19 protein-coding genes and 1 pseudogene are annotated in these 19,722 nt (G+C 71.1%); 6 read left to right on the plus strand and 14 right to left on the minus strand.

From position 1 onward, the window contains the following. Positions 1-312: 312 nt before the first annotated feature. From MBA17_RS04560 to MBA17_RS04580, 5 genes are read right to left on the minus strand one after another with little or no spacing between them, the layout of a single operon-like run. A complete protein-coding gene (locus MBA17_RS04560) occupies positions 313-972 on the minus strand; it encodes an ABC transporter ATP-binding protein (RefSeq protein ID WP_238494940.1) in 660 nt (219 codons plus the stop codon). Beyond that, a complete protein-coding gene (locus MBA17_RS04565; RefSeq protein WP_238494941.1) occupies positions 965-1,939 on the minus strand; it encodes an ABC transporter ATP-binding protein in 975 nt (324 codons plus the stop codon). Before MBA17_RS04565 ends, MBA17_RS04560 begins: the two co-directional genes overlap by 8 nt. Beyond that, a complete protein-coding gene (locus tag MBA17_RS04570; protein ID WP_238494942.1) occupies positions 1,936-2,742 on the minus strand; it encodes an ABC transporter permease in 807 nt (268 codons plus the stop codon). The genes MBA17_RS04565 and MBA17_RS04570 overlap by 4 nt, the downstream gene beginning before the upstream one ends. Then, complete coding sequence (locus tag MBA17_RS04575; protein WP_238494943.1) at positions 2,743-3,723, minus strand: ABC transporter permease; 981 nt, start codon at positions 3,721-3,723, stop codon at positions 2,743-2,745. Continuing rightward, on the minus strand, positions 3,720-5,270 hold the full coding sequence (locus tag MBA17_RS04580; protein WP_238494944.1) for an ABC transporter substrate-binding protein: 1,551 nt from the start codon (positions 5,268-5,270) through the stop codon (positions 3,720-3,722). The genes MBA17_RS04575 and MBA17_RS04580 overlap by 4 nt, the downstream gene beginning before the upstream one ends. A gap of 61 nt (positions 5,271-5,331) precedes the next feature. Between MBA17_RS04580 and MBA17_RS04585 the strand changes: the two genes are divergently transcribed. From MBA17_RS04585 to MBA17_RS04595, 3 genes and pseudogenes are all read left to right on the plus strand, one after another. Continuing rightward, positions 5,332-5,586 carry a Smr/MutS family protein gene (locus MBA17_RS04585; RefSeq protein ID WP_238494945.1) on the plus strand — a complete coding sequence of 85 codons (255 nt, stop codon included), beginning with the start codon at positions 5,332-5,334 and terminating at the stop codon, positions 5,584-5,586. Positions 5,587-5,756: 170 nt separating this feature from the next. Then, positions 5,757-5,945, plus strand: a pseudogene (locus tag MBA17_RS50220) (hypothetical protein); the annotation flags it as partial. Between the two features lie 102 nt (positions 5,946-6,047). Continuing rightward, positions 6,048-6,695: a class I SAM-dependent methyltransferase gene (locus MBA17_RS04595; protein ID WP_238495047.1), complete on the plus strand. Its 648-nt coding sequence runs from the start codon at positions 6,048-6,050 to the stop codon at positions 6,693-6,695. A 196-nt stretch (positions 6,696-6,891) separates the two neighbouring features. On the opposite strand, the gene MBA17_RS04600 is transcribed toward MBA17_RS04595, so the two are convergent. The 4 genes from MBA17_RS04600 to MBA17_RS04615 are packed head-to-tail and all read right to left on the minus strand — an operon-like array spanning position 6,892 to position 10,546. Beyond that, the gene (locus tag MBA17_RS04600; protein ID WP_238494946.1) at positions 6,892-7,131 is read right to left on the minus strand and encodes a hypothetical protein; all 240 of its coding nucleotides are present in this window, start codon (positions 7,129-7,131) and stop codon (positions 6,892-6,894) included. 10 nt (positions 7,132-7,141) lie between these two features. Beyond that, positions 7,142-8,479: a TRAP transporter large permease subunit gene (locus tag MBA17_RS04605; protein WP_238494947.1), complete on the minus strand. Its 1,338-nt coding sequence runs from the start codon at positions 8,477-8,479 to the stop codon at positions 7,142-7,144. A gap of 46 nt (positions 8,480-8,525) precedes the next feature. After that, on the minus strand, positions 8,526-9,362 hold the full coding sequence (locus MBA17_RS04610; RefSeq protein ID WP_238494948.1) for an HpcH/HpaI aldolase/citrate lyase family protein: 837 nt from the start codon (positions 9,360-9,362) through the stop codon (positions 8,526-8,528). Continuing rightward, the gene (locus tag MBA17_RS04615; protein WP_238494949.1) at positions 9,359-10,546 is read right to left on the minus strand and encodes a CaiB/BaiF CoA transferase family protein; all 1,188 of its coding nucleotides are present in this window, start codon (positions 10,544-10,546) and stop codon (positions 9,359-9,361) included. Before MBA17_RS04615 ends, MBA17_RS04610 begins: the two co-directional genes overlap by 4 nt. A gap of 89 nt (positions 10,547-10,635) precedes the next feature. Here MBA17_RS04615 and MBA17_RS04620 point away from each other — a divergent pair, with 89 nt between their 5' ends. Then, on the plus strand, positions 10,636-11,295 hold the full coding sequence (locus tag MBA17_RS04620) for a GntR family transcriptional regulator (RefSeq protein ID WP_238494950.1): 660 nt from the start codon (positions 10,636-10,638) through the stop codon (positions 11,293-11,295). A gap of 91 nt (positions 11,296-11,386) precedes the next feature. On the opposite strand, the gene MBA17_RS04625 is transcribed toward MBA17_RS04620, so the two are convergent. From MBA17_RS04625 to MBA17_RS04645, 5 genes are all read right to left on the minus strand, one after another. Continuing rightward, on the minus strand, positions 11,387-12,907 hold the full coding sequence (locus MBA17_RS04625; RefSeq protein ID WP_238494951.1) for a sodium:solute symporter family protein: 1,521 nt from the start codon (positions 12,905-12,907) through the stop codon (positions 11,387-11,389). A 55-nt stretch (positions 12,908-12,962) separates the two neighbouring features. Further along, positions 12,963-14,093: an N-acetylglucosamine-6-phosphate deacetylase gene (locus MBA17_RS04630; protein WP_238494952.1), complete on the minus strand. Its 1,131-nt coding sequence runs from the start codon at positions 14,091-14,093 to the stop codon at positions 12,963-12,965. Continuing rightward, a complete protein-coding gene (locus MBA17_RS04635; RefSeq protein WP_455432690.1) occupies positions 14,090-15,661 on the minus strand; it encodes a neutral/alkaline non-lysosomal ceramidase N-terminal domain-containing protein in 1,572 nt (523 codons plus the stop codon). The genes MBA17_RS04630 and MBA17_RS04635 overlap by 4 nt, the downstream gene beginning before the upstream one ends. Next, positions 15,577-16,341: a sugar isomerase domain-containing protein gene (locus MBA17_RS04640; RefSeq protein ID WP_238494954.1), complete on the minus strand. Its 765-nt coding sequence runs from the start codon at positions 16,339-16,341 to the stop codon at positions 15,577-15,579. The genes MBA17_RS04635 and MBA17_RS04640 overlap by 85 nt, the downstream gene beginning before the upstream one ends. 174 nt (positions 16,342-16,515) lie before the next feature. Continuing rightward, positions 16,516-17,505, minus strand: a complete 990-nt coding sequence (locus MBA17_RS04645; protein WP_238494955.1) for a LacI family DNA-binding transcriptional regulator — start codon at positions 17,503-17,505, stop codon at positions 16,516-16,518. A 108-nt stretch (positions 17,506-17,613) separates the two neighbouring features. Between MBA17_RS04645 and MBA17_RS04650 the strand changes: the two genes are divergently transcribed. Both MBA17_RS04650 and MBA17_RS04655 read left to right on the plus strand, forming a co-directional pair. Then, on the plus strand, positions 17,614-18,834 hold the full coding sequence (locus tag MBA17_RS04650) for an AGE family epimerase/isomerase (protein WP_238494956.1): 1,221 nt from the start codon (positions 17,614-17,616) through the stop codon (positions 18,832-18,834). Then, positions 18,831-19,604: a 6-phosphogluconolactonase gene (locus tag MBA17_RS04655; protein WP_238494957.1), complete on the plus strand. Its 774-nt coding sequence runs from the start codon at positions 18,831-18,833 to the stop codon at positions 19,602-19,604. The genes MBA17_RS04650 and MBA17_RS04655 overlap by 4 nt, the downstream gene beginning before the upstream one ends. The last annotated feature ends 118 nt before the right edge of the window (positions 19,605-19,722 follow it).

The following is a 19,722-nucleotide window of genomic DNA, read 5'->3' on the forward strand; positions in this document are numbered from 1 at the left end:
TCCTCTGTCTCGGGCCTACCGGTAGAACCTCCCCTCTCGGAACGGCCGGTGAACACGGAACATCGTTTTCCCTGCCACCCACCGAACCCGTCTGCCCCCGGGCGTCGCGGGCGTCAGGATCGGCCTCAGGGTTCAGACGAGAGATCGAACGGAATCCGGCGTTGACCACCTTGCGGACACGGCACGGGAAACAGCTCTCTGACCAGCGGGAACCGCGCTAACGTCGCAAGGCGATGATCATCCTCATGGGGCGACGACTCGCACGATCCTCATCTCCCCAATCGACCTGATGATCAGTTTTGTACACGGGTACTAAGGCTGCTTCTGGTCGGCGGGGTCGAAGAGGTCCACGGTCTTGTCCGCCCAGCGGTTCAGCAGGATCGTGTCGTGGCTGATCGCGAGCACGCCCGCGCCTGTGCGTTCCCGGTAGGCGTTCACCAGGCGGACCAGGTGGGCCTGGGTGGAGGCGTCGAGCATGGTGGTCATCTCATCGCAGATCAGGTAGCGGGGTTCGAGGGTCAGCGCCCTCGCCACGCAGGCCCGTTGCAGCTGGCCGTCGGAGACCTCGTGGGGGCGGCGGGTGAGGAGGTCGCCGGTGAGCCCGGCCTCCCCGGCCAGTTCGGCCACCCGGCCGTCGTCCGGCCGGCCGTTGGCGGTGAGCGGCTCGCGGATGACGTCGGCCAGCGTGAGGCGCGGATCGACCGCCAGCCTGGGCTGCTGGTAGATCAGCGCCACCCGGGTGCGAAGCTCACGCGGCGCGCGCTGCCGCCAGCGGAGCACGGGGTCGCCGTCCACCGTGAGCGTGCCCGACCTCGGGCGGAGCATCAGCGCCAGCACCCTGGCCAGCGTCGACTTCCCGCAGCCGCTCGGCCCGGCCAGACCGGTCACCACGCCGGGTTCGATGGTCAGGGACGCGTCGTCCAGCGCCACCTGCCTGCCGTACCTCACCGTGATCCCGGACGCCTCAAGCATGACTCTCCTTCGCGATTTCCGGAGCCCTCGCGAGGTCCGGGGACGCAAGGGTGTGGTGACAGGCCACGCCGCCGTCCATCGGCGGCGACTCGGCGCAGCGCTCGGTGGCGTGCCCGCAGCGCGGCCGGAACGCGCAGCCCTCGGGCAGCCGGGTCAGCTCGGGCGGCAGTCCGGGGATCGGCACGAAGTCGCGGTCCGGCTGAGCGGCGACCAGCCCGGCGGTGTACGGATGGCGCGGCTGGCCGAGCACCCCGGCGGCAGGTCCCGTCTCCACCAGCCGGCTGGCGTACATCACGGCGAGGTCGTCGGCGACCCGCTCGGCAGCCCGCAGGTCGTGCGTGATCAGCAGTACGGCCCGCCCCTCGTCGCACAGCTCCCTGAGTGTCCCCATCGCCCGGTCCACCAGCGGCTGGTCCAGCCCGCTCGTCGGCTCGTCGGCCAGGACCAGCCACGGGTCGCCGGCCAGCGCGATCGCGTTCGCCACCCGCTGGGCCATGCCGCCGGACAACTCGTGCGGATAGCGGTCCAGGTCCGCCGGGCGCAGGCCGTACCGCTCGGCCAGGTCGTCCGCGCGAGCGCTGGAGCCGAGCTCGTTGATCGCCTCCTGGAGCTGCGCCCGTGCCGTGCGGACCGGGGTGAGGTGGGTGGCGGGGCTCTGCGGGATCAGCCCGATCGCCCGCCCACGCACCCGCCTGGCCAGCACCTGCTGGGACGCGCCGATCAGCTCCACCGGCTCCGCCCCGCTCTGTTTCAGCCACGCCTCGCCGGAGACGGTCGCGTTGCCCGGCAGCAGGCCGAGCAGGGCGTGCGCGAGCACCGACTTGCCGCAGCCGGACTCGCCCACCAGGGCCAGGCACCTGCCGGGCCGTACCTCGAAGCTCGCCTCGCTCACCGCCCGCACCCGGGCAGCGGGAATGGCGAAGCTGACGCTCAGCCCCTCCACCCGCAGCAGATTCCGGTCCGTCAAAGTTCCAGCTCCGATCGCCATCGGGGACTGCTGCGGTCGCGCCAGCGCTGGGCCAGCACCGAGATCGCCAGGGTGGGGGCCAGGATGAACAGGCCGGGCACCAGGCTCGACCACCAGTCGCCGGTGAGCAGCGAGCGCTGCCCGTCGTTGATCATGTTGCCGAGCGAGGCCAGATGCGGCGGCAGGCCGAGGCCGAGGAAGCTCAGCGCGGTCTCGTGCCAGATGGCGTGCGGCACCATCAGCACGGTGGCCAGCACCAGATGGGGGAGCAGGTGCGGCAGCAGATGACGGCGGACCACCCGCATTCTGCCCGCGCCGCCGGAGACGGCCGCCTCCACGAACGGGCGGGTGCGCAGCGAGAGCACCTCAGAACGGACGATCCGCGCCGCCGTGGTCCAGTGGGTCACGCCGACGGAGACCACCACCGCGGCGGCGCTCGGCGCGAACAGCGCGACGATGAAGATGCCGAACAGCAGGTGCGGCAGGGCGTTGAAGCCGTCCACCACCCGCATGAGCAGGCGGTCGGGCAGGCCCCCCAGACTGCCCGCCGCCAGACCGATGGCCCCACCGATCACCATGCTGACCAGCGCGGCGACCAGGCCCACCAGGAACGAGACCCGCAGGCCGTACACCGACCTGAGCAGGACGTCCCGGCCGACCTCGTCGGTTCCGAAGGGATGTGCGAACGACGGCGGCTGCCCGGCCGAGCGCAGGTCCACCAGGCTCTGGTCGAGCTGCACGATCGGCGGCAGCACCAGTACGGCGAGCGCCAGCACCGCCAGGGTCCAGGTCGCGATCCGCATCTAGCCCACCCCCAGCGTGCGCACCCGCGGATCGGCCACGGTGTAGGCGATGTCGGCGAGCAGGTTGCCGGCCAGCACCGCCGCGGTGCCGAGCAGCGTCAATGCCGCCAGCAGCGGGAAGTCCACCGCCAGCGCCGCCTGCACCGAGGCGGCGGCGACCCCCGGCCAGGAGAAGACCGTCTCGACCAGGATCGCGCCGGTGACCAGTTCGGGCATCCGGGCGCCGAGCAGGGTGAGGAACGGCAGCAGCGCCGACCGCAGCGCGTGCCGTACGATCACGGTCCGTTCGCGCAGGCCGCGGGCGCGCGCGCCGATCACGAAGTCCTCGCGGAGCACGCCGATGACCGACTCCCGCACGTAGAGGACCAGCCACGACGACTGGGAGATCGCCAGCACGGTGACCGGCAGGATCAGGTGCGCGGCGACGTCACCCGGGCTGATCGTGGTCGAGGCCGCGTCGGTGAGCCCGCCGGCGGGCAGCCAGCCGAGCGTGACCGCGAAGATCCAGATGGCCAGCAACCCGAGCCAGAACACCGGGGCCGACTCGTTGGCGAACGCGCCACCGGTGATCACCCTGTCCAGCCAGGAGCCGCGCCGCCAGGCGGCGAGGGTGCCGACCACCAGGCTGCCCGCGAACATCAGCACCAGTGCGGAGCCGGTGGCCAGCAGGGTCCAGCCGAGCCGCTCGCCGATGATCTCGGTGACCGGCCGGTGGAGCGACCTGGACTCGCCCAGTTCCCCGCTCACCAGGTTGCCGAACCAGGTGGCGTACTGCTCGAGGACCGGGCGGTCCAGCCCCCAGTTGGCCCTGATCGCCTCGACCACCTCGGGCGAGGTGACCAGGGCGCGCTCACCGAGGTACTGCCTGACCGGGTCGAAGGGGGAGGCCTGTGCCAGGGCGAACATCACGATGGTGACGATCACCAGCAGGGGTACGGCGAAGGCCACCCGCCAGGCGACCATCCGGAGCACGGCTCTCACGTCGCGGGCTTCCAGGCCGGGAGCCCGGCGAAGAGGCCGCCCGTGGCGTGCTCGTGCCCGTCCACGCCGGGCAGGATGCCGTCGTACTTGCCGCGGATCACGTAGACGTGCTTGAGGAACACCAGGTAGGAGTAGACCTGGTCATCCTTGATGATCTTCTGGAGGTCCGAGTACGCCTGCTCGCGGGTCGCCTCATCGCCCGCGGATCGGCCCTTCTCCAGCAGCTTGTCGGCCTCGGGGTTGTCGTACAGGCCCGGGTTGAAGAAGCCCTTGCCCTTGAAGTCGGAGTGGAACAGCTCGTAGTTGACGTAGTCGGGGTCGTACGGGCTGCCGTACCCCATCACGGCCGCGTCCTCGCCCAGTCGCGGTTCGATCGCGTCCCAGTCGAGACCGGCGGGCTCCACCCGCAGGCCGATCTTCTTGGCGTCGGAGGCGGCGGCCAGTGCCAGTTCCTTGCGGAGCGAGTCGCCCGCCGGGTACATCAGGGTGAATTCGGCCTTCCTGCCGTCCTTCTCCCTGATCCCGTCGCCGGCCTCGCGCCAGCCGGCCTCGTCGAGGACCTTCTTGGCCTGCTCCGGGTTGGTCTCGCCGGTCACTTCGGGGTTGTGCCACTTCGTGTCGGGTGAGATCGGGCCGTAGGCCGGTGTGCCCGAGCCGGCCAGGATCGCGTCCACCATCGCCTGCCGGTCGACCGCCAGCCCGAACGCCTCCCGGACGGCCCTGTCGCCGGTCACCGGATGGGTCATCGGGAACAGGATCGCGCGGTAGTCGGCGCTCGGCACGTCGTACACGGTCACGCCCTGCTGCCCGCGGAACTGGGCGGCGGCCTTCGGGGGCAGCACGGAAGCGTCGAAGTCGCCCGCCCGCAACCGGGTCGCCCGCACGTTGTCGTCGGGCGCGAAGGCGAGCACCAGCTTGGAGATCGCGGGAGCGCCGCCCCAGTACTCCTTGTTGGCCTCCAGCACGATCTTGTCACCCGGCGTCCACGACACGAACCGGTACGGACCGGTGCCCACCGGCTTCGTCTTCTCCAGGGTCCCCTTGGGCACGATGCCGAGCGTGGTGCGCTGCACGAGCGGGGCGTAGGCGTGCTTCAGCTCGAAGACCACGGTCCTCGGGTCGGGCGCCCGTACCTCCTTGATCGCCGCGTAGTCGCTCCTGATCGTGGAGTTGTTGGCGGGATCGAGCAGCGCCTCGTAGGTGTACTCGACATCTTCGCTGGTCAACTGCTTTCCGTCGTGGAACCTCAGCCCTTCCTTCAGGGTGAAGGTGACGGTTTTGCCGTCGCCGGCGACTTCTGGCTGCCCGGCGGCCAGCGCGGGCTTCAGCGTCAGGTCGGGCGACCGGCTCATCAGCCCGTCGAAGAACAGCGATCCCCCGTCGGGCGAGAACCCGAGCACCGGGCTCAAGTTGTCGAACTCCGAGCTCAGACCGATGACGAACGTGTCGTCCGGCGCGTCGGCCGGGCCCTGCGGGACGGAACAGGCCGCCGCGAACAGGGCGAGGACGGCGCACAGCGCGGCGGACCTCCGGAGAGATTGAGTCACAAGAGAACTTCTATCATTTGCAACTAAGTCGCAATAAAGCGGGGGGCGTAGACTCCTCTCCGTGAAGCTCAAGCTGGATCTGCACCCGCTCTTCAACCGCGGCGGCGAGATCGACAAGGCACTGCGCGGCATCATCGACGAGGCCATCAGGAAGAAGGCCACCGAAGTCGAGATCATCCCTGGCAAGGGCTCGGGCCAGCTCAAGAAGAAGGTCCTGCGCTTCCTCGACCAGAAGGAGATCAAGGCCCTCTACCACCGCATCGACAAGGACTCCAAGAACCACGGCCGCCTGTTCGTCTACTTTCGTCACAAGTAGGGCGGCAGCCGGGTCTTCGACCTGCGGAGACCCGGCCGAATACCCGCTGACCTGCGACTTGAGGTCACAGCACGTCGCGTTGACTCTCACGAGATCTCATGGCTGTGTGCCCTGGGCCGCACGCCCGACAGCCGTTCTTCGGTCGTCCGCCCCTGTAGGGCACTACTTCGGTGTGCGGCGTCACGCAGCTCAACCGCCTCCGGAAGTCGTCGCGCCTCGGTCGCCGTAACCACCTCGGCCACCCGCCAATAGTTCGAAGGCACGAGCAGGCCGCTCGTGATCGCCGCGCCACCAAGACGGATGTGGGCCAGGGCTCAGACCGAAACTGGGTGGTCATGGCAGACCCCGAGGGCAACGAGTTCTGCGTCCTGCGCACCCTGGCACCGCAGAACCAGGGCGTGTTTCGAAAGTGGGTTGAGCGGTGGCGTGCGGGATTCTGGAGGGCCGTATGCTGCACTCGCATGAAGGATCTTGGTAGTCAGGTCGCGTACTGGGACAGCGTCGGCGTCACGAAGACATTTACCCACCCAGTGAACCCCGACTGGCTGGAAGGGGTGAGCCGGACCGCTCGGGTTTTGGACTACGGCTGCGGGTACGGCCGTGTCATGGCTGAGCTGGGCGAACACGGCTTCACCGATGTGTCGGGTGTGGACCTGTCTCCCGGGCTGATCGCGCGGGGCCGCCAGTTGCTGCCTGATCTGCGCTTCGCGGTACTGGAGTCTCCGCCGGAGCTGGCTTGCGCACCGGCGAGTTTCGACGTCGTCCTGCTATTTGCGGTGCTGACGTGTGTCCCCGCCGATGACGCCCAGCGGGCGTTGGTCGCTGAGCTGAGCCGTGTCCTGGCGCCCGGCGGGCTGCTCTACGTCAGCGACATGATCCTGCAGGACGACGAGCGAAACCGGGGCCGCTACGCCGCGCATGCCCAGCAGTTCGGCACTCCATACGGGGTGTTCGCCACTGACGATGGTGCGGTGTGCCGACACCACGACATCGCCGAGCTGCGCGCTCTGCTGCCGGACTTCGACGTGGCGGACGAGCGCCAGATCGACGTTGTCACGATGAATGGCCACCGATCACAGGCGATGCAACTTCTGGCCCGCAAGCGGTGAGGTCACAGCCATTCGTCACCTTGGCATATCGGCTCAATTCGGAATCTTGAGCCAGGCAGTAGAGATCCGCCATCCATGTTCTTCACAGGCAAGATCGAACATGTGTCGAGTTCCCCGGCTGTGCCCTCATGAAGATCAAAGGGGGTGCTGGCCCTGGTAACGCGTCGCGCTTTTCGCCACAAGTAGCGGGGGCGGGTCAGTCCTCGCCGTCGCTCTGCCAGCGGAAGACGTAGGACATCGCGAAACCGAGCAGGCCGGTGACGCCGGCCGCGACGGTCATCGGCATGCCCAGGGCGCCGACCACACCGGAGACGAGGCCGGCGTCGCCAGCGATCAGCCCGACGGCCTGGACGACCACCATCACCACGCTCAGTGCCAGGAACGCCACCAGGCAGACCTTGAACAGGGGCATGGAGACCCGCTTGACCATGTTCACGAGTTGCCTCCTAGATCGGCAGGACGCCGGTGGCGACCAGTACGCCCAGCGCCAGGATGGGGATGACGAACCAGACGATCAGCTTGCCGAAGGTCTTGGCCGGGTCCACGCCGGCGATGCCGCTGGCGATGTAGATGGGCGCCGCCCCGGGTGGCGAGGCGCCTTCGGTCGAGGCGAAGATCATGATCGCGGTCGCCGCGGCCACCGGGGGCACGCCCGCCGCGGTCAGCGCGCTGAAGGCCACGCCGCCCACGGCCGCGATCGTCGCCGTGCCGGTCAGCGGGGCCGCGATGACGACGATGAGCAGGCCGACGATGATGGCGATGACCACGGTCGGCGCCTGGATCCCCCGCATGATGGAGGTGAGCTGGTCGACCAGGCCGAGTTCGCCCAGGGAGGCCGCGGCGGCGAAGGCGAAGAAGAGCGTCGCCCCGATCACGGCGTACCGGGGGGCCATCTCGCCCAGCAGTTCGCTCCAGGCCCGCCCGGTACGCGGCAACCGCTTCCAGGCGACGGCGAACGTCGCGAGGATGGTCAGGACCGGAATCCAGACCACGATGCTGATGTCCCCGGCCGCCTCGCCGACCCGCGACTCCATGAACCGCTGGCCGAAGTCGAGGGTCAACACCACGGGCACCGCGATGCCGGCGTAGACCAGCAGCGAGGTCCAGCCCTGCTTGAGCGCCAGCGTGAACGGGGTGATGTCACTGCGGTCGGTGGCCTGGATCCGGTAGCGGCGCACCCAGATGAACACCACGATGAACCTGTACAGAACCGTCCACATGCCGCCGACGAACGCCCCGACGAAGAGCTGGTCGGCGGTGAGCACGGGAGCCACCGCGGCCGAGCCGAGCAGCAGGAAGATCGTCGAGCTCGGCGGGATGGAGATCCCGAGTCCCGCGTTCCCCGCGACGAGGGTGGCGGCCAGCTCGGGACTCCAGTTGGACCTGGTCATCCACGGGATGGTGACCGAGCCGACGGAGGCCGCGATGCCGGAGCCCGACCCGGCCGGGCCGCCGAGCAGGGCGGCGGCGGAGGTGGACACGTAGCCCGCGCCGCCGCGCAACCGGCCGAACACCGAGTTCAGGACGGTCACCTGCTCCTGGATGAGGCCGAGTTTCGTCAGCAGGTAGCCCATGAAGACGAACGCCAGCGCGGCGAAGACGACCTCCTCGGCGAGCGCGTCGGCGATCCCCGCGCGGGCCAGCCCGAGGAAGCCGGTTCCGCCGAAGAGGCAGACCGCGACGAAACCGATGAGCATGGCCTCGCCGATGTTCCGTTTCAGTAGACCGTTCCAAACGACGATGACGGCGATGTAGGCGATGAGCGCCCACACGGCGATGCCCATGACGGGTTCCTCCATAACGGTCGGGGGGATTGGCGGCGAGCCGGGGTCAGTCCCCGGTCAGCCGGTCGGCGAGCGCCAAGGTACGGCGGGCGCGGGCGATGATGGGGGCGTCGATGAACCGGCCGTCGGGAAGGGCCAGCGCGCCCGTCCCGGCACGGTCGGCGGCGGCCACGACCTCGCGCGCCCTGGCGATCTCGTCCTCGCCCGGCCGGAACGCCGCGCGGATCAGCGGGAGCTGCCGGGGGTGGATGGCCGTCCTGCCGAACATCCCCAGGCCGCGGCCGTGCGCGCACGAGGTGGTGAGTCCCTCGTCGTCCTTGATGTCGGGGAACACCGACATGGGGACCGGGGGAAGCCCCGCTGCCGCGGCCGCCAGCACCGTCTGGAATCGGAGCTGGTCCAACGCGGACCGGTCGGTCACGGACAACTCGGCCGCCAGATCCTGCTCGCCGAGGGCGATGCCGGCGACCACGGGGTGGGCCGCGATGGCCGCGGCCGATCCGACACCCCTGGCCGACTCCAGCAGCGCGAACGCCTGCACCGCGCTGCCGGAGAAGGTCTCCGCCGTCAGGTCGAGAACCTCCGCCGACTCGACCTTCGGCAGGCGCACCGCGGCCAGCCCGCGGGCTCCCGCCAGGGCGCGCAGGTCGTCGCGACCGCGTTCGGTGGCCAGGTCGTTGACGCGCACATGGACGGCCGGCCCCGCGCCCGGTGCCGGCTCGCCGGCCAGATAGGCGATCGCGTTGTGCCGAGCCTCGTCCTTGCGGGCCGGATCGACGGCGTCCTCCAGGTCGATGATGACCACGTCGGCGCCGGAGGCGACGGCCTTCCCGAACCGCTCGGGCCGGTCTCCCGGAACGTAGAGCCAGGTGACGGCGGTCACGCGACCACCCCGCTCTCCTTGAGGGCGGCGATCCGCTCGGTGGTGTAATCCAGCTCGGTGAGCACCTCGTCGGTGTCGTGGCCGAGCCGGCGTCCCGGCCACCGCACCGCGCCCGGCGTCTCCGACATCCTGAACGGCACGTTCTGTACGGTGACCGAGCCCAGTTCCTCGTCCGGCAGTTCGACGAAGGTGCCGAGCGCGGCGTACTGGGGGTCGGTCGCGATGTCGGTCACGTCATAGACGGGGGCGACGGCCGCCTGGGCCGCCTCGAACTCCGCGATGACCTCCGCCGCGTCCCGCTGCCCGATCCACGAGGCGATGGCCTCGTCGAGTTCGTCGACGTGCGCGACCCGGCCGGCCCCGCTGGCGAACCACGGCTGCTCCACCAGGTCGGGCCTGCCGACCAGGGTGACCACCCGCTCGGCGATGCTCTGGGCGCTGGTCGAGACGGCCAGCCACCTGCCGTCCCGGCTGCGGTAGGTGTTGCGCGGCGCGTTGCTGGTCGACCGGTTGCCGGTCCGCTTCGGCACCACGCCGAGGGCCTGGTAAGCGGTCATCTGCGGCCCGAGGATCGCCAGGATCGGCTCGATGATCGCCATGTCGATGATCTGGCCGCGGCCGGTCCGCTCCCGGTTGTGCAGGGCGACCATGACCGCGTAGGACATCGCCATGCCGGCGATGCCGTCCGCCAGGGCGAGCGGCGGCAGGGTGGGCGGGCCGTCCGGCTCGCCGGTCATCGCGGCGAATCCGCTCATGGCCTCGGCCAGCGTGCCGAACCCCGGCCGGCCGGACATCGGGCCGAACTGCCCGAACCCGGTCATCCGGGCCACCACCAGGCGGGGGTTGATCTCCAGCAGGTCGTCGGGCGCCAGCCCCCAGCGCTCCAGCGTGCCGGGCCTGAAGTTCTCGATGAGCACGTCGGAGCGTTCGGCGAGGCGGCGCAGGATCTCCTGCCCCTCGGCCTGCGAGAGGTCCACGGCGGCGGTGCGCTTGTTGCGTGAGAGCGACTTCCACCAGAGGCCGACGCCCTCGACCGCGGCGCCGTGCCCGCGCGACGGGTCGCCCCGCCTGGGGTGCTCGATCTTGATCACGTCGGCTCCGAAGTCGCCGAGCAACATCGCGGCCGATGGACCGGCGAACAGGGTCGCTATGTCGATCACTCGGAGGTCGGAGAGGCTGGTCATGAAGATGTAACTTATAAGAAATATGTCATACGTCAATGCCTCCCCTAGGTAATGCGGGAGAATGAGGACCCTCCGCCCGAAGGAAAGTGATGCAGACCAGCGAGCCGCGTCCTCCCACGAGCAAGGCCGAATACGTCTACAGCGTGCTTCTCGACGAGATCCGCACCGCACGCATCCCCGGCGGCACCGCGCTGCGCGCCGCCGCCGTCGCCCAGCGGCTCGGCGTCTCGGTCACCCCTGTGCGCGAGGCGCTGCGCCGCCTGGAGAAGGACCGGCTGATCAGTTACGAGGCCCATCACGGCGCGACCGTCGTCGATCTGCACGACGACGCGCTGGAGGAGTTCTACGGCGTGCGCGCCGTACTCGAAGGGCTGGGCACCCGGCTCGCCGCGTCCCGGATCACCGAGGCCGAGCTCGCGGGGCTCTGGGAACTGCACGAGGCGATGGCCGCCGACGCCTCGAACGGCAGGAACGACCGCCTCGCCGACCAGAGCCAGGACTTCCACCTGCGGATCGTCGACATCGGCGGGCCCGCGTTCCTCGGGCAGCACGCCCGTGCGGTGCGCAACAGCTTCCCCGTGCCCGCCGGCGTCTCCCTGTGGCTCGACGACACCCTCGCCCGAGGGCACCTGGACGCGCACGCGCGCATCCTGCGCGCCCTCGGCGAGGCCGACGGACCGGCCGCGGAACACATCATGATCGAACACGTCCAGGCCGGCGCCGCCCACCGGAGCGCCACCCGCTCCTAGCCCCCGTCAGGCGGCGGGCCCACCCCGGCCCGCCGCCGTCACCAGCGGGCCCCCCGGCCCGCCACCCGGTTCATCCGCGGGACCGGCGAGTTCAGCCCGCCCGTCCGGCGGGCTCCGCCACGACGTCGCTGCTCAGCGAGTCGATCAGGGCGTCCGACTCGGCCCGCCGCCACGGCGCCACCAGACCCATGACGACGAACACCAGGAGCGAGCACAGCACGGGGCCCGCCACCTCCACGGTGATCTTCCAGTCGCCGCTGAGCGCCGTCACCTGAGCGGTGAACACGTACTTGATCAGCACGAAGACCACCAGGCCCGTCGCCCACGAGGAGATCGCGGCGCTGGGCCCGCACCGGCGGAACAGCGGCAGCATGCCCAGCAGCATGGGGATCGCGATCGGCCCGACCAGCGCGCCGAACCACAGGATGAGCAGGCCGAGCACGCCGCCGAAGCTCTCGGCGGTCAGCGCGATGCCCATCGACAGCGCGATGAAGAGGAAGGTGGACACCCGTCCGGCCAGCAGTTCCGAGGCGGGCGTGATCTGGCGGGCGCGCTTCCACACCGCGGGGATGATGTCGCGGATGACCACCGAGGAGATCGCGTTGGCGTCGGAGGACGTCATCGCCATCGTGTGCGCGAACATCCCGGCGAGCACGAGCCCGATCAGGCCGCTGGGCAGGAGTTCCTGGGTCAGCAGGGCGTACGACTGCTCGGGTGCGGTCAGTCCGGGAAGCAGGACGGGTGCCGCCCACATCGGGAAGAAGAGGATGAGCGGCCAGAACAGGTACAGGCTCGCCGAGAAGAGCGCCGCCCGGCGGGCGGAGTCACCGGTCGGCGCGGCGATGAAACGCTGCGCCAGGTTCCACGTGCCACCGTTGTACGACAGCGTGTTGATCAGCAGATAGACCAGTACGAAGCCCATGGTGTACTGCCCGTTGAACGGCTGGCCGTGCCCCTCGGGGAGCTTGTCCCACAACGTCCACACGGTGGGCAGGCCGTCCAGCCGGGAGAGCACCGCGACGAACAGCGTGATCCCGGCGATGAGCTGGATGATGAACTGGCCGAGGTCGGTGAGCGCGTCGGCCCACAGACCGCCGATGGTGGAGTAGATGAGGGTGACCCCGCCGGTGAGCAGTACGCCCCAGGCGATCGGCACCCCCGCGAAGATCTGGAGCAGCAGGGCCGTCGCCGCCCATTTGGCGCCGACGTCGAAGACCTTCAGCGCCGTGCCGCTCCAGGCGAGGACCTGCTGCGCGGGCACGTTGTACCTGGTGGCCAGGTATTCGAGCGGGGAGATGATGCCGAGCCGTTGCCGCAGACGCGGCCACCTGGGCGCGAACACGAACGCCCCGACGACCATCGCGAAGGTGATGCCGATCGCCCACCAGATGTAGAGGGTGAAGCCAGCGGTGTAGGCGATCGCCGCGTAGCCGACGAACACCGCCGAACTGTAGCCCGACATGTGGTGGGAGATGCCGGACAGCCACCAGGGCAGTTTGCCGCCGGCGGTGAAGAAGTCCCTCGCGTTGTGAACCCGGGACTTGGCCCACACGCCGATCACGATCATGAGGACGAAGTAACCGCAGATCACGAGCCAGTCGAGAAAACCCATGAGATCTCCTGTGATGCGTCAGGGGGACACCGCCCGGCGCCCGGGCGGCGGATGATCACGCTTCGTACACCACCTCGCCCCGTGCGAAGGTTCGCCGCACGGAGAGGCCACGGGTGGTGACGATCAGGTCCGCCGCCGCGCCTGGGGAGATCTCGCCGCGGTCGTGCAGCCCGAGCAGCCGAGCCGGGTTGGCGGCGGCGAGCCGTACCGCGGTGGGGAGGTCCACCTCCGTGCCGGCGAGCGCCCAGGCGACGCAGTCCATCAGGGAGCGGCCCGACCCGGCCAGCAGGTTCCCGCCCGACATGGTCAGCCGCCCGTCCTCGTGGCACGTTATCCGGCCGCCGACGGGCGTGGTGTACTCGCCCGGCGGGCATCCGGCCAGCGCCACCGAATCGCTGACCAGCACCGACCGTTCGATTCCCTTCGCGCGCAGCATGGCCGTGAACGTGTCGGCCGGCAGGTGGTGCCCGTCGGCGATGAACGTCGCGGTGAGCCGGTCGTCGGCGAGCTGGGCCCAGATGTAGTTGGGATGGCGGGGGATCACCGCGTGCGCGCCGTTGCCCAGGTGCGTGCAGAGCCGGGCGCCGGCGGCCACCGCGGCGGCGATGTCCTCGCGGGAGGCGGCGGTGTGCCCGATCGACGCGATCGTCCCCTGCCGGGCCAGCTCGGAGATGTAGTCGGCGGCGCCCGCCCGCTCGGGTGCGAGCGTGACGATCCGCACCAGCCCGCCGCAGGCCCGCTGCCAGCGCCCGAACTCGCCGAGGTCGGGATCGCGCAGGTGACGCGCGTCGTGCGCGCCCCTCGGCCCGTCCTCCGGCGACAGATACGGCCCTTCGACATGGATCCCCGGTACGGCGTGCCGTACCAGCGGGTCGGCGTCGCGGGCGCTCGCGATCACGCGGAGCGCCTCGACGATCTTGTCCTCCGGCGCGGTGATCACCGTGGGGAGCACCGTCGTCACGCCGCGCTTCCAGAGGGCGTGGACCAGCGCCGTGACCTCGTCCGCCGTGACCCCGTCGGCGTTGACGTCGAACCCCGCGTACCCGTTGACCTGAATGTCCACCAGGCCGGGAAGGATGAGCAGGTCGGGCGCGCCCGGATGCGGGGTCACGGAGACGATCCGGCCGCCGGCCACCTCGACGCGCACCCGCCGGCCGTCCGCGAGGGCGCCCTCGACGGCGGTCAACGCGTCCCCCTCAGGGCGAGGGACCGCGCCGTGTCCTTGACCAGTTCGCCGGCCTCGGGCAGGAAGACGGCCGGCAGCCCGTAGGCGCGGTGCGCCTCCAGAATCTCGTAGCCGCCCTCCGCGTAGTGGGTCGCGGGGTAGGGCAGGTATCCGGGGACGCCGCCGGTGTAGCCCGCGACGAGCAGGGCCGGGTCGTCCAGCTCGGCACGCAGGTCGAGGGCCAGGTCCACGAACGGCTCGCAGGGCAGGAAGACCAGCGGCACGCCGGCCCACCTGTGCACCGCCACCGGCACCTCGACCGACACCGGAACAGGACCGTCCAGACACTCCCGCGCCCACCGCGCCCACGCCATGGCCACCCCTGCGGGCATCGGGTCGGTCAACGGGTCGGACACCGCCTGGAACACCACGCCGGCCTCGGACGCCGGGTCGGATCCGGGCGCCTCCTCGGTCTCCGGCGTCGCGCTGGGCGTGGACTCCGGTTCGAAGTCCGCCGGGGACGTCGGCTCGGACGCGGACTCGGACGCGGGCTCGGACGCGGGCTCGGACGCGGGCTCGGACGTGCCGCCGGTTCCCAGGCGCTCCCAGTCTCGCAGCCAGGCGCGGAGCGTGTCGGACGAGGGCGGCGGGCCGAGGGGCAGTTCGACGTTCTCGGCCGCCACCTCCACCGGTCCGGGGCCGGCGGGGGCGGCCTCCCGTGCGGCGGCGACGGCCGCCTCGCCCACCAGCCTGCCGATGCGTTCGGCCGCCTGGAAGGTACGGCCGGCGTCCGGGGTCCCGCGCAGGCTGTCGGCCGCGGCGTGCCCGGTGTTGAGCTGGCCGCAGCAGCCCTGCAGGAACAGCGCGACCCCGCCGAGCGCCTGCGCCGTGTGCCGCCGCGCGTACCCCGGCCAGTCGGCCGTGACCTGGAGATTGTCCGGGCCGAGCGTCACGGGGTGACAGGCGTGCGAGAAGACCGTGGCGATCGTCTCACCGTCGGGCCGGGCCAGCCGTACGACGGGGACGGCCGGGTCGGTGACGGTTCCGCCGCGCCGGTTGAACGCGACACCGGGGAGCTGCCCGCATCCCCGGTGCAGTACGGCGGGCGCCAGCCGGGCGACCGCCTCGGCCCCGGCCTGGGCGATCCGCTCGCAGGCCGCCGCCACGTAGGCGGGATCGGCGAAGCCGCCGATGCCGCCACGGGTCACGGCCGGTCCGCCGTGCGTGTGGGTGACGGCGACGGCCACGTGCGCCGCGGGCACGCCGGTACGGGCGCTCACGTCGCGGGCGATCAGCCTGGCGGTCTCCGGATCGAGCGCGATGAGGTCGGCCGCGATCACCACGGAGGTGTTCCGGTCGTCGGCCACCGCCACGGCCGTCGCCGACAAGGGATCGTGCGCTCCGGTGGAGACGGCTCGCCGCGCCGCGAATCCGGCCATGGATCCACCCGGCGGCGGCGTGATGTCGGTCACCGCGGCCCCGGCCCGCAGGGACCCCCGCGCGGTCACAGCCACCGGACCCGGCCGCGGAAGCGGTGCAGGAACAGGGCGTTGCTCTCGTCGCCGCCGGGGGCGTTCCCGCTGCGCCACACGTCGGGGGCCGCGCCGCGTTCCGCCAGGGTCGTGATGGCGGCGGCCATCAGGCAGTTGAGCGCGTAGGCGTTCGCGAACGTGGAGATCGCGCCGACCCGTTCGCCGACGCCCTCGATGTCCAGGACCGCGTCGCCGATCGGCACCTTGGTGTCGATGTGCTCGTCCACGATGTCGTGCAGGTTGTGCTTCGACGGGTGCCGCGCCGGGTGGCCGGGCGCGGTCGCGTCGGCGTGCTCCCGCGAGGAGACCCCGATGACCAGCGCGCCGTTGCTCCGGGCGGTCAGCGCCGCGTCGATCAGGGCGGAGTTGATCCCGTACGCGTTGACGAGGATGAGCAGGTCGCCCTCGCCGATCCGGTTGTCCTCGATCACCAGCGTGCCGTACCCGGGGGTGCGCTCCATGGCCATCGAGCGCAGCGCGCCGCCGGACAGCAGCGTGCCCTCGTCGAGGATCGCGCTCACGTTGACCAGCCCACCGGCGCGGAAGAACACCTCCTGCGCGGCCAGGTTGGAATGACCGCCGGGCCCGTAGACGTAGATCAGCCGGTCCCGGCCGGCCTGGTCGGCGACGAGTTCGGCGGCCCTGGCGATGGCCGGGGCCTCCTCCGCCTCGATCCTGCCGAGCAGGTCGACGACCCGTTCGAGGTAGGCCCGCATCAGCGCGGTGTGTTCCGTCACGGTCGTCGTTCCTCACAGTCGGTTCACGCCGGTTGCGCTCGCCTGAGGACGTCCCTCTGGGTGACGGCGCAGCAAATGAAATCGATTGCAGGAATTTAAACGCCGGTTCGGCTCCGGTCAAGGGGGTGGCGGCCCTGGTCTTCGTTAAATCTGTGCAAACCGGACCCGGCGGCCTCAGCCGGCGCGGGCCGGGCCGGTCGAGTCGCGCGGGGTGAACACGCCGGGCAGCCGCTTGTGCGCGGGCGCCCCCTCCGGTGCCTCGATCTCCCTGGTCAGCACCTCGACCGCGACCCGTCCGAGGTCGTCCATGGGCGCGGTGACGGTGGACAGGCGGGGCGTCACCGCCTGCGCGAGGAGCACGTCGTCGCACCCGACGATGCTCCGGTCGGCGGGGATGGCCACGCCCTGCCCGGCGAGCTCGGCGATGACCCCGCACGCCATCAGGTCGTCGAAGGCGAAGGCCGCCGTGGCGTCCGTCCGGAGCAGCGCCTCGCCGGCCCGCCGTCCGCCCTTGTAGGTGGCGCGGAACGGTCCCAGCTCGACGAGCCGCACGTCCCGGCCGCGCGCCCAGCGGCGGATCGCCTGGGAGCGCCGGGCCGCGGCCCACGACGCGCTCGGGCCTGCCAGCAGGGCGAAGGTCCGGTGGCCGAGCCCGTACAGGTGCTCGCCGGCGTCGAAGAGGGCGGCGGTGTTGTCGCAGATCACCGAGGACAGATCGCGCTGGACCCGGTTGAGCAGGACGAACGGCATGTCCCTGGCCGCCTCCCTGAGCGCGGAGGCCGGTGCCCGCGGCGAGGCGACGAGCACGCCGTCCACCCTGCCGCGCAACCGCGCGACCAGCCGTACCTCGGCGGCGGCGCTCTCCTCGGCGTCGATGAGCATGACCGGGCTGTCCACCCGGTCGGCCGCCCGCTGGATCGCCCGCACGAGCAGCGGGAAGAACGGGTTGGTGATGTCGGGGACGAGCAGGCCGATCATCCCGGCCCGCCCCGTCACCAGGCCGCGCGCCGCTGAGCTGGGCTGATAGCCGAGTTCTGCGGCGGCGGCGAGGACCCGGTCGCGCACGGGGGCGCTGACCAGCTCCGGGCGGTTGAACGCCCGTGACACCGTGGCGGGCGAGACCCCGCACATCGTGGCGATGGAGTAGATCGTCGCCCGGCTCACTCCGCGCTCCTTCATGTCCCCACGCCCAGTTGACCGGAGTACTCTAGCGAACCACAATCTATGCAATCGCTTTCATTGAATCCTGCCCGGACGGCAGGGAGGGGGAACATGAGCCCGGAGATCATCGCGCGGCGGCAGCTGGAGGAGGTCGTCCTCCCGTTCTGGCTGGCGAACGGGATCGACGAGACCCACGGCGGGTTCTACACCTGCTTCGACAACCGGGGCAGGGAACGGTCGTCGACCGACAAGTACACGTGGTCGCAGGGCCGCTTCGTGTGGATGCTCGCGCGGGCCGCCCGCCTCGCCGATCGGGGACTCCTCAGCCTGCCCGCCGCGGACCTGGTCGCGCACGCCGAACGCGGCGCGCGATTCCTGGTGGACCACGCGGTCCGGCCCGACGGCAGCTGCGCCTACCTCCTGGACGAGCGGGGCGCGACCCTCCCCGCCGAACGCAGCATCTTCGCCGACTGCTTCGTCGCCATGGGGCTGGCCGAGCTGGCCAGGCACACCGGCTCCGGGGAGTGGCTGGACACCGTCGACGCGATCATCGACCGCGTCGAGGACGACGTCGAGCGAGGCGACCCGCCGACTCCGCCGTACTCCCTGCCCGCCGGGTTCGCGGGCTTCGGCGCCCGCATGATCCTCCTCAACGCCCGGCTCGACCAGGTCCGGGCGCACGAGGCGGTGCACGGTACGGCCGGCGGCCGGCGTAACGCGCTCCGGGCCGCACGGCGCGGAATGCTCGGCCACCGCGAGAGCGGCGGCCTCTTCGCCGAGATGCGGGCGGCCGACCCGGCGGCGGCCGACACCCTGCTCGCCCGGCACCGCACCCCCGGCCACGCGCTCGAAGGCGTCTGGATGGCACTGGAAGCCGGCGAACTGCTCGGCGACCCGGCCGACGACGCGGACCTGATCGCCAGCGTGACCGCCCTGTGCGCGTCGGGATGGGACACCGAGCACGGCGGTCTGCTCCGCTACACCGGCGCCACCGGTCCCGTCGAGCCGACCGGTCGTCCCGTGGGCGGGCCGTACGAGGATCTGGTGCGGCGCACGTGGACGACGAAGCTGTGGTGGGTGCACTCCGAGGCCGCGTACACCACCAGGCTGGCGTCCCTGCGCTACGGCGACCGGTCCGCGGGGGAGTGGTTCGACCGGGTGTGGCGCTACACGCTGGACACGTTCCCCGGCGGTGACGAGGGCGCGGAGTGGATCCAGATCCGCGACCGGGCCGGACGGCCGCTCGACGAGGTCGTCGCCCTGCCGCTGAAGGACCCGTATCACATCTCCAGAAATCTCATGCAAATCCTCGAACTGGGGGAAGACCGGTGACACCTGTTCACATGCGCACGGCCGGGCGGCTGGAGGTTCACGTCCACCGCGACCGTGCCCAGGCCGGCGCGGCGGCGGCACGGGCCGCGGCTGACGTGTTGCGCGCCACCCTGCGGGAGAACGACGAGGCCCGGGTGGTGTTCGCCGCCGCTCCCTCGCAGCGGGAGACGCTGGCAGGGCTCCGGGAGGCCCCGGGCATCGACTGGTCGCGGGTGGTCGCCTTCCACATGGACGAGTACGTGGACCTGCCGCCGGACGCGCCCGCCCGTTTCGGCCACTTCCTGCGCCGCGCGATCTGGGACGCCGTGCGCCCCCGCGAGGTCCACGTGATCGATCCGGGCGACGACCCGGAGGTGGAGTCGGCCAGGTACGCCCGCCTGCTGGCCGCCGGCCCGATCGACCTCGTCTGCCTCGGCATCGGCGACAACGGGCACCTCGCCTTCAACGACCCGCCCGTGGCCGACTTCGGCGACCCCCTTCTCGTCAAGGTGGTCGAACTGGACGACTCCTGCCGCAAGCAGCAGGTGGGCGACGGCTGCTTCGACACGCTGGGCGAGGTGCCCGAGCGGGCGGTCACCCTGACGATCCCCACCCTGATGGCCGGGCGGCACCTGGTCGCCACGGTGCCCGGCGCCGCCAAGCACGACGCCCTGCGCGCCACGCTCGACGGACCCCTCTCGACCTCCTGCCCGGCGTCCGTGCTGCGCGAGCACCCCTCCTGCTCGCTGTTCACCGACACCGACGCCTACGGAGACATCACCCGCACCTGACCGGCCACGAGCCGGTCCCCGCCGGGAACCGACCTGCTGGCGCAGCACCTCCAGTTCGCGTGGCGTCAACCCGGACAGGTCGGCCCACCGCTCGGGTCGGTGCCACCAGAGGGAAGAT

The organism is Dolomitihabitans soli (assembly GCF_022213955.1).
Lineage (GTDB): Bacteria > Actinomycetota > Actinomycetes > Streptosporangiales > Streptosporangiaceae > Streptosporangium_A > Streptosporangium_A soli.